At 72.2% G+C, this 11,488-nt stretch carries 14 protein-coding genes; 11 read left to right on the forward strand and 3 right to left on the reverse strand.

The features are described 5' to 3' along the window. Window positions 1–10: 10 nt before the first annotated feature. From folP to lysS, 8 genes are all read left to right on the forward strand, one after another. The gene (folP, locus tag QQZ13_RS08870) at window positions 11–832 is read left to right on the forward strand and encodes a dihydropteroate synthase (RefSeq protein ID WP_284528660.1); all 822 of its coding nucleotides are present in this window, start codon (window positions 11–13) and stop codon (window positions 830–832) included. After that, window positions 829–1,209 (forward strand): dihydroneopterin aldolase, encoded by a 381-nt coding sequence (gene folB, locus QQZ13_RS08875; protein ID WP_284528661.1) that lies wholly within the window; start codon window positions 829–831, stop codon window positions 1,207–1,209. The genes folP and folB overlap by 4 nt, the downstream gene beginning before the upstream one ends. Next, window positions 1,206–1,760: a 2-amino-4-hydroxy-6-hydroxymethyldihydropteridine diphosphokinase gene (gene folK / locus QQZ13_RS08880; protein WP_284528662.1), complete on the forward strand. Its 555-nt coding sequence runs from the start codon at window positions 1,206–1,208 to the stop codon at window positions 1,758–1,760. The genes folB and folK overlap by 4 nt, the downstream gene beginning before the upstream one ends. After that, window positions 1,757–2,251, forward strand: coding sequence for a DUF3180 domain-containing protein (locus QQZ13_RS08885; protein ID WP_284528663.1), 495 nt, complete (start codon window positions 1,757–1,759; stop codon window positions 2,249–2,251). Before folK ends, QQZ13_RS08885 begins: the two co-directional genes overlap by 4 nt. Then, on the forward strand, window positions 2,196–2,813 hold the full coding sequence (locus tag QQZ13_RS08890; protein WP_284528664.1) for a PH domain-containing protein: 618 nt from the start codon (window positions 2,196–2,198) through the stop codon (window positions 2,811–2,813). The genes QQZ13_RS08885 and QQZ13_RS08890 overlap by 56 nt, the downstream gene beginning before the upstream one ends. Beyond that, window positions 2,810–4,453 (forward strand): PH domain-containing protein, encoded by a 1,644-nt coding sequence (locus QQZ13_RS08895; protein WP_342395263.1) that lies wholly within the window; start codon window positions 2,810–2,812, stop codon window positions 4,451–4,453. Before QQZ13_RS08890 ends, QQZ13_RS08895 begins: the two co-directional genes overlap by 4 nt. Then, complete coding sequence (locus QQZ13_RS08900) at window positions 4,450–5,130, forward strand: Rossmann-like and DUF2520 domain-containing protein (protein WP_284528665.1); 681 nt, start codon at window positions 4,450–4,452, stop codon at window positions 5,128–5,130. The genes QQZ13_RS08895 and QQZ13_RS08900 overlap by 4 nt, the downstream gene beginning before the upstream one ends. A 65-nt stretch (window positions 5,131–5,195) precedes the next feature. Then, window positions 5,196–6,716 (forward strand): lysine--tRNA ligase, encoded by a 1,521-nt coding sequence (gene lysS, locus QQZ13_RS08905; protein WP_284528666.1) that lies wholly within the window; start codon window positions 5,196–5,198, stop codon window positions 6,714–6,716. On the opposite strand, the gene QQZ13_RS08910 is transcribed toward lysS, so the two are convergent. Further along, complete coding sequence (locus tag QQZ13_RS08910; protein ID WP_284528667.1) at window positions 6,667–7,875, reverse strand: DUF4192 family protein; 1,209 nt, start codon at window positions 7,873–7,875, stop codon at window positions 6,667–6,669. The genes lysS and QQZ13_RS08910 overlap by 50 nt on opposite strands. A gap of 111 nt (window positions 7,876–7,986) precedes the next feature. Here QQZ13_RS08910 and QQZ13_RS08915 point away from each other — a divergent pair, with 111 nt between their 5' ends. The 3 genes from QQZ13_RS08915 to QQZ13_RS08925 all read left to right on the forward strand — a co-directional run bounded on the left by QQZ13_RS08915 (window position 7,987) and on the right by QQZ13_RS08925 (window position 10,479). Further along, window positions 7,987–8,175 carry a hypothetical protein gene (locus tag QQZ13_RS08915; RefSeq protein ID WP_284528668.1) on the forward strand — a complete coding sequence of 63 codons (189 nt, stop codon included), beginning with the start codon at window positions 7,987–7,989 and terminating at the stop codon, window positions 8,173–8,175. 58 nt (window positions 8,176–8,233) lie between these two features. Continuing rightward, window positions 8,234–9,703 (forward strand): cardiolipin synthase, encoded by a 1,470-nt coding sequence (gene cls / locus QQZ13_RS08920; RefSeq protein ID WP_284528669.1) that lies wholly within the window; start codon window positions 8,234–8,236, stop codon window positions 9,701–9,703. 68 nt (window positions 9,704–9,771) lie between these two features. After that, the gene (locus tag QQZ13_RS08925; protein WP_284528670.1) at window positions 9,772–10,479 is read left to right on the forward strand and encodes a hypothetical protein; all 708 of its coding nucleotides are present in this window, start codon (window positions 9,772–9,774) and stop codon (window positions 10,477–10,479) included. Window positions 10,480–10,518: 39 nt separating this feature from the next. Here QQZ13_RS08925 and QQZ13_RS08930 read toward each other — a convergent pair whose 3' ends face one another. Next, window positions 10,519–10,749, reverse strand: a complete 231-nt coding sequence (locus tag QQZ13_RS08930; protein ID WP_284528671.1) for a helix-turn-helix transcriptional regulator — start codon at window positions 10,747–10,749, stop codon at window positions 10,519–10,521. Next, window positions 10,746–11,354, reverse strand: a complete 609-nt coding sequence (locus tag QQZ13_RS08935) for a hypothetical protein (protein WP_284528672.1) — start codon at window positions 11,352–11,354, stop codon at window positions 10,746–10,748. The genes QQZ13_RS08930 and QQZ13_RS08935 overlap by 4 nt, the downstream gene beginning before the upstream one ends. Between the last annotated feature and the right edge of the window lie 134 nt (window positions 11,355–11,488).

Consider the following 11,488-nt stretch of genomic DNA (forward strand, 5'->3'; position numbering starts at 1 on the left):
GCACGACGCCATGACCCTCCTGATGGGAATCGTCAACGCGACGCCGGACTCGTTCAGCGACGGCGGGCGCTACCTCGGCGTCGACGACGCGGTCGCCCACGGGCGCGCGCTCGTGGCCGCCGGTGCCGACATCCTCGACGTCGGAGGCGAGTCCACGCGGCCGGGGGCGCAGCGGGTGCGTCCCGACGTGGAGCGCTCGCGGGCGCTGCCGGTCATCGAGGCGCTCGCCGCCACGGGCGCCATGATCAGCGTCGACACGATGAACGCGTCCACCGCGCAGGCGGCCATCGACGCCGGGGCGCTGATCGTCAACGACGTGTCGGGCGGACTGGCAGACCCCGAGATCCTCGAGGTCGTCGCCGACACCGAGGCGCACATCGCGCTGGGTCACTGGCGGGGTCCGTCCACCCAGATGTACGCGCGGGCGCAGTACGACGACGTGGTCGACGAGGTCGTCGCCGAGCTCGCCGAGCGCCGGCACGAGGCGATGGCAGCCGGGATCCCGCCGGGGCGCATCATCCTCGACCCCGGATTCGGCTTCGGCAAGCGCGGAGCGCAGAACTGGGCCCTGCTGCGCGGGCTCGAGCGCATCGTCGCGATGGAGTCCCGGGTGCTCGTGGGAACGAGCCGCAAGGGCTTCCTCGCCGAACTGCTGACGGACGCGACGGACGGCACGGCGGGCGGGGGCGAGGCGACACAGGATCGCCGCGACCTAGCGACCGCGGTCACGAGCGTCCGTGCGGCCGAGGCGGGCGTCTGGGCCGTGCGGGTGCACGACATCGCGACGACGCGCGACGCGCTCGCCGTCTGGACCCGGGGGAGGCGGCCATGACCACCGACGAGATCGCGATCACCGGCATCCGTGCCGTGGGATACCACGGCGTCTACGACCACGAGCGGCGCGACGGTCAGGAGTTCGTCGCCGACGTGGTGCTCGCGCTGTCGCTGCGCCGCGCCGCCGCGACCGACGACGTCGCCGACACCGTCCACTACGGCGAGCTCGCCGAGCAGGTGGCCGGCATCCTGTCGGGCGAGCCGGTCGACCTCCTCGAGACGCTCGCCGAGCGGATCGCCGGCGCGGCCCTCTCGTATCCGATCGTCGACGGCGTGACCGTGACGGTCCACAAGCCCCAGGCGCCGATCGCGGTGCCGTTCGGCGACGTGTCGGTGACCGTGCGGCGGCGCCGGGACGCGGCGGTGGGCGCATGAGCCGCGATCTGGCGCAGGGCGTCGAGGCCGGCTCGCGCCGGCGCGGTGGCCGTCCCGCGGTGCCGGCCGTCATCGCGCTGGGGGCGAACCTCGGCGACCGCGCCGACACGATCGAGGCGGCCCTGGCCGACCTCGCGCGGCTGCCCCTGACCGAGGTGATCGACGCGGCCGAGCCGATCGAGTCCGTCGCGCTGACTCCGACGGGACGGGACGAGTCGGCGCCCGGCTACCTCAACTCGGTCGCGCGGATCCGCACGCGGCTGGCACCGTCGGTGCTCCTGGACTATCTGCATGCGATCGAGGAGCGGCACGGCCGGGAGCGTCGCGCGGCGGGTCAGCCGCGCTGGCAGGACCGCACGCTCGATCTCGACCTGATCGTGTACGGCGAGGTCGTCTCCGACGACCCCGCCCTCACGCTGCCCCATCCGCGGGCCGCCGAGCGCGACTTCGTGCTGGCGCCGTGGCTCCTGCTCGACGGCGATGCCGTCCTGCCCGGACGGGGCCGCGTCGCCGACCTCCTCCGCGCCCTCGGCGACGAGGAGTCGCGATGAAGCGCACCGGTCCCGTCCCCCTCCTGATCGCCGTCGCGATCGGCGTCGTCGCCGGGTTCCTGATCGATCAGGTGCTGACCGCCGGCTCCCAGCCGACGTTCACGCCCTCGCTCATGCTTCCCGTGCTCCTGGTCCTGCTGAGCGTCGCGCTGGTGGCGCTGGCGCTCCCGATCCGCCGCGCGACCGCGGGTGCCGAGGGCCGCCGCGTCGACCCGTTCCACGCCGTGCGGATCGCCATGCTGGCGCGCGCGTCGAGCATCGTCGGCGCGCTCGTGACGGGCGTCGGCGGCGGACTCCTGCTCTTCCTCCTCACGAGACCCGTCACTCCCTCGTTAGGCTCGACGGGTGCGGTGCTGGCATCGGCGGCCGGAGGACTCGTCCTCGTGATCGCCGGTCTCGTGGCCGAGCACCTGTGCACCCTTCGGAAGGACGACGATGACGATCAGCCCGGATCAGCCGACCCCGGCTTCGGACTCTCCCACAGCGACTGACCCGGTCGCCGCCGCCCCCGCGGGCGGTGACGAGACGCTCGACGCCGGCACGTACGACGTCGTCGTCGAGCCGCGCAGCGAGAATCGGCTGCCGCTGGGCGACGGCACGTGGCACCAGATCTCGCGGAAGTACATCGTCGTCCAGCTCATCTCCAACGCGCTCTTCCTCGCGCTCGTGGTCGCGGCAGCCGTCGTGCTCGGGCTGGTCCTGAACCAGGCGTGGGTGTGGATCCCCGCCGCGGCCGTCGTCGCGGTGACGCTCGTCACGCTCATCGTGCTGCCGCGGCAGGCGCGCTCGATCGGCTACCAGCTCCGCGACGACGACCTCGTCTTCCGCCGCGGCATCCTCTGGCAGCGCATGGTGGCCGTGCCGTACGGGCGCATGCAGCTCGTCGACATCACCCACGGCCCGCTCGACCGCGGGTTCGGGATCGCCCAGCTCAAGCTCGTCACGGCCGCGGCGGCCACCGGCGTCACCATCCCGGGGCTCACCCAGGCGGCGGCCGAACGACTGCGCGACACGCTCATCGACGTCGCCGAGACGCGCCGGACCGGACTGTGAGCACGCCCGAGACACCCGCCGTCCCCGCGCCGGCCGCCGTGGCGGACGTGCGCTCGCCGCTGAGCGACGGCGAGTGGCACCGTCTCCACCCGATGACGCCGCTCATGAAGGGCGGGCTCTTCCTCGTCGTCGTCATCGGCATCGTGGTCACCAATCTGCGGGACCGGCTGATCGCGCTGTTCCTGCCGGGCATGGCCGACGAGTACGAGTACGCGGGCGACCCGATCGACTTCATCGTCGCCAACGACCTCCTCATCGTCGCGGCGCTCGTCGTGCTGGGCGTGCTGATCGTGCTGCTGGCGCTGTTCTGGCTGTCGTGGCGGTTCCACACCTTCCGCATCACCGGCGACGACGTGGAGGTCCGCAGCGGCGTGCTCTTCCGCACTCATCGCCGGGCGCCGCTGGACCGGGTGCAGGGTGTGAACCTCACCCGGCCGATGATCGCCCGGATCCTCGGCATGGCCAAGCTGGAGGTCGTCGGCGCCGGCCTCGATGCCAACGTGAAGCTCGAGTACCTGTCGACGCCCAACGCCGAGGCGGTCCGCGGCGACATCCTGCGCCTGGCGTCGGGTCGCCAGCTCGCCGAGGGCCGCCGGGAGACCGGCGGGTCGCCGCGCGGACGCGCGGCCGCGGTGGTCAGCGCGGGGATCACGGGCCTCATCGAGGGCGAGGAGGGCGCGGACGACCATCCGGCCTCCGTGGTCCACCTTCCCCCGGGGCGGCTGATCGGCGCGCACCTGATGTCGGGATCGACCATCTGGCTGATCCTGCTGGTCATCGGCGTCGTGATCGGCTCGATCGTCGGGACGCCGTGGGTGCTGTTCTCGATCGTGCCGGCCCTCATCGGTTTCGGGGCCTACTGGTTCCGTCAGATCACACGGTCGCTGCGGTACTCGATCGCACCGACGCCGGCGGGCGTCCGCATCACCTTCGGCCTGTTCACGACGATCACCGAGACCCTGCCGCCGGGCCGCATCCACGCCGTCGAGGTCGCCCAGCCCCTGCTGTGGCGCCGCCTGGGGTGGTTCCGCATCCGGGTGAACCGGCTCTCGGGTCGCGCGGCGACCGATACCTCGTCGCAGCAGTTCTCCGACGTGCTCCCGGTGGGAACGCTCGCCGACGTCGACCGCGTGCTCCGGCTCATCCTGCCGGGACTCCCCGACGACGCGCTGTCCGCGGTGCTGGAGCGCGGGATCCTCGGCCCCGTCGCAGGCGACCCCTACTCGAACACGCCCCGCCGCGCGCGCTGGCTGCGCCCGCTGTCCTGGCGGCGCAACGGGTTCCTCCTCACCGCCGACGCCCTGCTGCTGCGCAGCGGCGTGCTGCGCCGGGCGCTGGTCGTGCTGCCGCTCGCGCGGCTCCAGTCGATCCGGCTGTCGCAGGGTCCCGTAGCGCGGGCCCTGGATGTCGCCGACATCACCGGGCACACGGTGCTCGGCCAGGTCTCGGGCTCGCTCGGGATCCTCGACCGCACCGCAGCGGTGACCCTGTGGGCCGACGCCGCCGCCGCGGTGATCGACGCCTCGTCGCGCGACCACTCCCACCGCTGGGGGACGACGCCCGCCGAGCCGGTCGCGCCCGAGGCGGCCCCGGCGACGCCGGGCCCGATCGACGCGGCGTCGGCGGAGCTGTCGCCGTGATCCGCAGCGGGCGCCTCGGCGTGGGCATCATCGGCGCCGGCCGCGTGGGACCGGTGATCGGTGCGGCGCTGGGTGGCGCGGGCCACGCGGTGACCGGCATCACGGCCGGCTCCGACCCCGACCGCGTCGAGGCGGTGCTCCCGGGCGTGCCGGTGCTGCCCGCCGACGAGGTGGTGCGCCGCAGCGAGCTGGTGGTGCTGGCCGTGCCGCATGCGGAGCTTCCCGCGCTCGTCGAGGGTCTCGCCGAGCTCGGAGCGTGGCAGGTCGGTCAGCTCGTGCTGCACACCGACCCGTCCTACGGCGTCGACGTGCTCGCGCCGGCCTCGGCTCGCGGCGCGATCCCGCTGGCCGTGCATCCGGCGATCGCCTTCACCGGCACCTCGATCGATCTGCGGCAGCTGCGGGACTCCTACGCCGCCGTGACCGCCCCCGGCGCCGTGCTCCCGATCGCCCAGGCGCTCGCCGTCGAGCTGGGATGCGAGCCCGTCGTCGTCTCCGAGGAGGCCCGCTCCGCGTACGGCGAGGCGATCGCGACGGCGACCGAGTTCTCGGCCTCGCTCCTGCGCCAGTCCTCGGAGCTGCTCGCCGCAGCCGGCGTGGAGGAGCCCGGACGGTACCTGTCCACACTCGTCCATTCGACCGTCGACCGCGCCCTGCAGGGCCTCGACGCCTCCTGACGCGCGGCGGAAGTGCGCGGCGGCGCGCGTGAGAGAATCGAGGGTCTACTTCTGAGGAGCCTGCAATGACCGACGCGCCCGTGCCCGCCGCCGAGCCAGCCGAAGACGACGTCTTCGAGCAGAAGGCGGTCCGCCTGGCCAAGCGCGAGCGACTGATCGCCGACCGCGCGGACGCAGCCGGCGGTGCCTACCCGGTGGCCGTCCCCGTCACGGACACGATCCCGCAGCTGCGGGAGCGCTTCGCCGACCTCGAGGCGGGCGCCGAGACGGGTGTCGTCGCATCGGTCGCGGGCAGGGTCGTGTTCAGCCGGAACACCGGCAAGCTGTGCTTCGCCTCGCTGCAGTCCGGCGACGGCAGCCGGATCCAGGCGATGGTCTCCCTCGCCGAGGTCGGCGAGGAGTCGCTCCAGTCCTGGAAGGAGCTCGTCGACCTGGGCGACCACGTGTCGGTCACGGGTCAGGTGATCTCCAGCCGCCGCGGCGAGCTGTCGATCATGGTCACCGACTGGGCGATCGCCGCGAAGGCGCTGCTTCCGCTGCCGAACCTCTACACCGAGCTCAGCGAGGAGAGCCGTGTGCGCTCCCGCTTCCTCGATCTGATCGTGCGCGACCTCGCCCGCGACACCGTCGTCGCCCGCGCCAAGGTCAACGCGAGCCTGCGCAGCACCTTCGCCGCGCACGGCTTCCTCGAGGTCGAGACGCCGATGCTCCAGGTGCAGCACGGCGGCGCCGCCGCCCGTCCCTTCGTCACGCACTCGAACGCGTTCGACGCCGACCTGTTCCTGCGGATCGCCCCGGAGCTGTTCCTGAAGCGCGCCGTCGTCGGCGGCATCGACCGGGTGTTCGAGATCAACCGCAACTTCCGCAACGAGGGGGCCGACTCCACCCACAGCCCCGAGTTCGCGATGCTGGAGGCCTATCAGGCCTACAGCGACTACCACGGGATCGCCGACCTCACGCAGGAGCTCGTCCAGAACGCGGCGGTCGCCGTGGCAGGTTCGACCACCGTGACCTGGGCCGACGGCACCGCGTTCGACCTGGGCGGGCAGTGGGACCGCATCTCGATGTACGACTCGCTCTCGGAGGCCGCGGGTCGCGCCATCACGCCGCAGACGCCGCTGACCGACCTGCAGGCACTGGCTGCCGAGGTGGGCGTCGAGGTGCCCGCGAAGATCGCCACCCACGGGAAGCTCGTCGAGGAGCTGTGGGAGCACTTCGTCAAGGGCGGTCTGGAGCGTCCGACCTTCGTGATGGACTTCCCGCTCGACACCAGCCCGCTCGTGCGCGAGCATCGCTCCATCGCGGGCGTCGTGGAGAAGTGGGACCTGTACGTGCGCGGCTTCGAGCTCGCCACCGGGTACTCCGAGCTCGTCGACCCCGTCATCCAGCGCGAGCGCTTCGTCGAGCAGGCTGCGCTCGCCGCGCGCGGAGACGACGAGGCCATGCGCGTGGACGAGGAGTTCCTGCGCGCCCTCGAGCACGGCATGCCGCCCACCGGGGGCATGGGCATGGGCATCGACCGGCTGATGATGGCGATCACCGGCCTCGGGATCCGCGAGACGATCCTCTTCCCGCTGGTGAAGTAGGCCCCGTCCTACGGGCGGACGGGTCGTCGTCCTCGCCCCGGCGGAACGCCCAGTCCGGAAGGTGGGCCGACGCCACGAACGAGCGGACGATGTCGGCCAGGCCGTGCTCGCGATCGCCGTCGAGCGCCGCGTCGGCGTAGTGCGCGGCGTGGGTCGAGCGACCGAGCGCCCACGACAGCCAGCCGCACACCGCCAGCGGACCGGCGCGCCTGCCTGCGGCCGTGAGCGCCGCGACCTGGCGGACGAGCGCGAGCGCGCTCTCGAGCCGGGCGGGATCCGGACTCGCGCCCTCCCCCCACATCACCGCGGCGAGATCGGCGGGATACTCCTCCCCGTCCTCCCAGCGGCGCTGCGCGTCCATCGCGCCGGCCCCGCCCGCGGCGTCGCTGGCCCATTGCACGAGCGCCACATCGCGCAGCGCCGGGCGCGACAGGCACCACCCGAGGAGGGCGGCCTGCAGGGGGGACAGCGTATCCGGGTCCCACTGGAGCGCCCGCTCGTACAGCTGCGGCAGGTCGTCGAGCTCGCACGCGGCGGCCAGGGCCGCCGGATCGACACGATCGGCGCGCGGGGACTCGGGTGGCAGCCCGCAGAGCACCGACAGCGCGGCGGAGAGCGAGCGGTGAGCCGCACCGACGCGGCGCCGGTCGGCGGCGGAGCGCTCGGGCAGCTGCGCACCGGTGGACTGGTCGCCATGGACCTCCGGGAGGCCGGCGCCCGCGTCGGGCCCACCGGGCAGGGGATGGGCGACCAGCTCGGACAGCGCGCGCACGCGCGCGGGTCCGACGCGCTGCGACCCCCACCCGTCGGCGGCGACGACGAGGGCGTCGATGAGGTCGAGCCCGCTCGCATCGGCGGTGCGGCGCAGGCCGTCGACGAGGTCGCGGTGCGGCAGGCCCTCGCCGGTGGGGGCATCGCTGTAGACGACGACCACCAGGCCGTCGGCGACCTCGACACGGCAGACCATGCCGATGACGGTCGCGGCGAAGCCGTCGTCGACCATCGCCTCCCGCGGCGGCAGATCGAGCCGCATCGCGCCGAGACTGCGCCCCCGCCGCATGGGCACGACCACGAGGCTGCGGGTCGGCGTGTAGCCGAGCATGCGCGGGATCAGGGACAGGAACTGCGCCGCGTCGGCGGCCTTCACGGTGGTGGTCATCCCCCGAGCGTGCCGCGCCGGATGCGGCCCGACACCGTCGTCCACAGGCGCTCCGCACCCTCGTCGCGCACCCGCCCGATGGGGAGGAGGCGGCGGCGTACGATGGATGCCATGGACACCGACTACTGGGCAGCCGTCGTCTGGTCGCTCGCGCCCACCGTGGTCGTGCTGGGGCTGTTCATCTTCGTGCTGCGCTCGATCCTGCGGATGGACCGCAACGAGCGCCGGGTCTTCACGCGGATCGAGGCGGAGGAGCGGGCCAAGCGCGGTCTCCCGCCCGTCGCCGACGATCGGCCCTGACGCCGCGCGCGACACCCGCCCGATACGCTGAGCGCATCCGAAACCTGGGAGCGCGAACGTGCTGAGCATCACCATCGACTGGCACTGGACCTGGTGGGTCGTCGTGGTCCTCGTCTTCGACATCACCGTCCGCGTGCTCGCGATCATTGTGATCCCGCGCAACCGCCGCCCCACCGCGGCGATGGCCTGGCTGCTCGCGATCTACTTCATCCCGATCATCGGCATCCTGCTGTTCCTGCTCATCGGCAACCCTCGCCTGCCGCGCAAGCGTCGCAAGAAGCAGGAGCAGATCAACCAGTACATCCGCGACACCAGCCGCGGGCTGGACTTCGGGACCCTCCGCCCGAACGCCCCCGAGTGGTTCCGCTCGCTCGTGACGCTCAACCGCAACCTCGGCGCCCTCCCCATCGCGGGAGACAACGGCGCGACCATGATCGCGGGCTACCAGGACAGTCTCGACGCGATGGCCGAGGCGATCCGCGGTGCGCGCAACTACGTCCACGTGGAGTTCTACATCCTCCAGGCAGACGCATCGACCGACAACTTCTTCCGCGCGCTCGAGGAGGTCGCCGAGCGCGGCGTCGTCGTCCGCGTGCTCATGGACCACTGGGCCAACCGCAGCAAGCCCTTCTACAAGGAGACGCTCCGCCGCCTCGACACGATGGGGGCGCACTGGCGCCTCATGCTCCCCGTCCAGCCCTTCAAGGGGAAGTACCAGCGTCCCGACCTCCGCAACCACCGCAAGCTCCTCGTGGTCGACGGCGCGGTCGCGTTCATGGGATCGCAGAACGTCACCGACTCCACCTACAACCTGAAGAAGAACATCAAGCGAGGGCTGCACTGGGTGGACATGATGGCCCGCATCGACGGACCCGTCGTGGCCTCCGTCAACGCGGTGTTCCTCAGCGACTGGTACAGCGAGACCGACGAGATCGTCCAGGGCATCGAGCTGTTCGACGTGAGCGCCGGCACCGGCGATCTCGACTGCCAGGTCATCCCGTCGGGCCCCGGGTTCGAGTTCCAGAACAACCTGAAGCTGTTCATGGGGCTGCTGTTCGCCGCGCAGCGGAAGATCATCATCGTCAGCCCCTACTTCGTCCCCGACGAGGGACTGCTCCTCGCCATCCAGACGGCCTGCCAGCGCGGCATCCACGTCGAGCTCTTCGTCTCCGAGGAGGGCGACCAGGCGATGGTCTACCACGCGCAGCGCAGCTACTACGAAGCCCTCCTGCGCTCCGGGGTGAAGATCTGGATGTACAAGCGGCCCTACATCCTCCACTCCAAGTCGATGTCCATCGACGACGAGGTGGCCGTGGTCGGATCGAGCAACATGGACATGCGCTCGTTCGGTCTCAACCTCGAGATGTCGCTCCTCGTGCGCGGCGAGGAGTTCGTGCAGCAGCTGCGCGCCGTCGAGGACCGCTACCGCGAGGACTCCCGTGAGCTGACGCTGGAGGAATGGCGCCAGCAGCCGCTGCGCTCCACCGTGCTCGACAACCTGGCGCGCCTCACGTCGGCTCTGCAGTGAGACGGATCCCCACGGGCCGACACTCGGGGAGTGGATGCCGTCGCATCCGCACGATCGAAAGGACCCTCATGCCTCGCCGTCCCGTCTCCGCCCTCGTGGGGCTTGCGCTCGCCGCCCTCGCCCTGTCCGGCTGCGCGACCGGCGGCGTCAACGGCGGCGCGGGCGGCCCCGGCGGCGACGAGCAGCCGGGCGCGGGCGGCCTCTCGGTCGGTGCCGCGTGGCTCGCGGGCGGATCGATGATCGCGGTCGTGACCGAGGGCAGCTCGACGTGCACGCCGTCCGTCGAGGACGCCGTGCTCGACGAGGGCGTCCTCGTCGTGACGCTCACCGAGGACACCGGCGAGGACCGGCCGTGCACCGACGACCTCGTGAAGCGCGGCACCGTCGTCGGTGTGCCCGAGGGCGTCGAGCCCGGTACCGGCATCGACATCCAGGTGACGATGGACGGCGGCTTCGGCGAGACCTCGCTCGAGGGCTACTCCGGCGGCGCGGTCGACGAGTACACGCCCTCCGCCGGCTGGGTGGACGACCAGACGTTCGCCATGCTGACCTGGGGATCGTCCTCCTGCGCGCCGCAGGTCGAGTCGGCGACCGCCGCCAGCCCCGGCGCGATCGAGCTGACCTTCGTCGATCCCCCCGCCGACCAGGTGTGCACCATGGACATGGCGCCGCGCGTGACGGTCGTCACCGTCGACGGCGAGGTCTCGCGGGATGCGGCGATCACCGTCTCCGGCGGCGGTGCCGATCGCCCGTCGCCGTCCATCCCCATCGACTGACGCGACGGGCGCCCGGGCCGGCCGGATGCCGCGGCGGGATCAGTCCACGCGGACGAGGAGGTCGCCGACCTCGCAGTCCAGGGCCCGGCAGATCGCCGACAGCGTCGAGTAGCGGATCGCTCGGGCGCGGTCGTTCTTCAGGATCGACAGGTTCACCACCGACACCCCGACCAGCTCCGACAGGCGCGTGAGGGTCATCCCGCGCTCGGCGAGCAGCTCGTCGAGGCGGCAGTGGATGCCGGTGAGCTCGTCGTCGTCGGCGGGGGTCACACGAGTCCCTCGGTGTCGCGCTCGAGCTGCGCTCCGGCCCGGAACACGAACGCGAGCGCCATGATCCCGAACCCGACGACGATCGGCAGGGGCGCGAACTCGAACTGCACGAGCGCCACGCCCCCCAGGCCGTCGTCGAGGTCGGTCGCCGCCATCATCTGCCCGAGTCCGCCGAGACCCTGCGAGAGAAGGCTGCCGAAGGCGACCGCGCTGCCGGTCACGAGGATCGCGGTCTGCATGCTGCGGTGGAAGGGGCGCCGCTGGGCGACGCGCCAGAGCACGTACCCGAAGCTTGCCGTCACCACTCCGACCGTGAGGGCGGCGAGGGCGTCGCCGCCGGCGAGAGCCCAGACGGCGCCGCCGCCGAGCCCGTCCGCCGTGGCGAGGAGCCGGTCGCCGTGGGCCGTCACCACGCCCTCGCCCGCGGGCAGGGGGATGTCGGCGAACAGCTGCACCGGGTAGCGCTCGGGCGCGATCAGGCGGAACAGTGCGCCGATGAGGCCCGTGCCGGCGATGAACGCGCCCGCGAAGACACCGGCCGCGAGGATCAACACGATCGCGGTGCGATCCGCTCTTCCGGGAACGGCGGGTGTCTGCGTGCTCATACCTGTCTCCATATCGAGAATCGTTGTTATCGAAAAACGATATGGATGCCCGTCGTCGGTGTCAAGCGGCGTCACGCCCCCAGCGAACACGGGCATACCGGCATCCGACGGTGGTTATCGTCTTTCGTAAGCGC

The organism is Microbacterium sp. T2.11-28, from assembly GCF_950097975.1.
Taxonomy (GTDB): domain Bacteria; phylum Actinomycetota; class Actinomycetes; order Actinomycetales; family Microbacteriaceae; genus Microbacterium.

What these genes read in the sequence shown, in the direction of transcription:
- folP (WP_284528660.1), top strand. Translation starts at nt 11, where the DNA reads ATGACCCTCCTGATGGGAATCGTCAACGCGACGCCGGACTCGTTCAGC.
- folB (WP_284528661.1), top strand. Translation starts at nt 829, where the DNA reads ATGACCACCGACGAGATCGCGATCACCGGCATCCGTGCCGTGGGATAC.
- folK (WP_284528662.1), top strand. Translation starts at nt 1,206, where the DNA reads ATGAGCCGCGATCTGGCGCAGGGCGTCGAGGCCGGCTCGCGCCGGCGC.
- QQZ13_RS08885 (WP_284528663.1), top strand. Translation starts at nt 1,757, where the DNA reads ATGAAGCGCACCGGTCCCGTCCCCCTCCTGATCGCCGTCGCGATCGGC.
- QQZ13_RS08890 (WP_284528664.1), top strand. Translation starts at nt 2,196, where the DNA reads ATGACGATCAGCCCGGATCAGCCGACCCCGGCTTCGGACTCTCCCACA.
- lysS (WP_284528666.1), top strand. Translation starts at nt 5,196, where the DNA reads ATGACCGACGCGCCCGTGCCCGCCGCCGAGCCAGCCGAAGACGACGTC.
- QQZ13_RS08910 (WP_284528667.1), bottom strand. Translation starts at nt 7,875, where the DNA reads ATGACCACCACCGTGAAGGCCGCCGACGCGGCGCAGTTCCTGTCCCTG.
- QQZ13_RS08915 (WP_284528668.1), top strand. Translation starts at nt 7,987, where the DNA reads ATGGACACCGACTACTGGGCAGCCGTCGTCTGGTCGCTCGCGCCCACC.
- QQZ13_RS08925 (WP_284528670.1), top strand. Translation starts at nt 9,772, where the DNA reads ATGCCTCGCCGTCCCGTCTCCGCCCTCGTGGGGCTTGCGCTCGCCGCC.
- QQZ13_RS08935 (WP_284528672.1), bottom strand. Translation starts at nt 11,354, where the DNA reads ATGAGCACGCAGACACCCGCCGTTCCCGGAAGAGCGGATCGCACCGCG.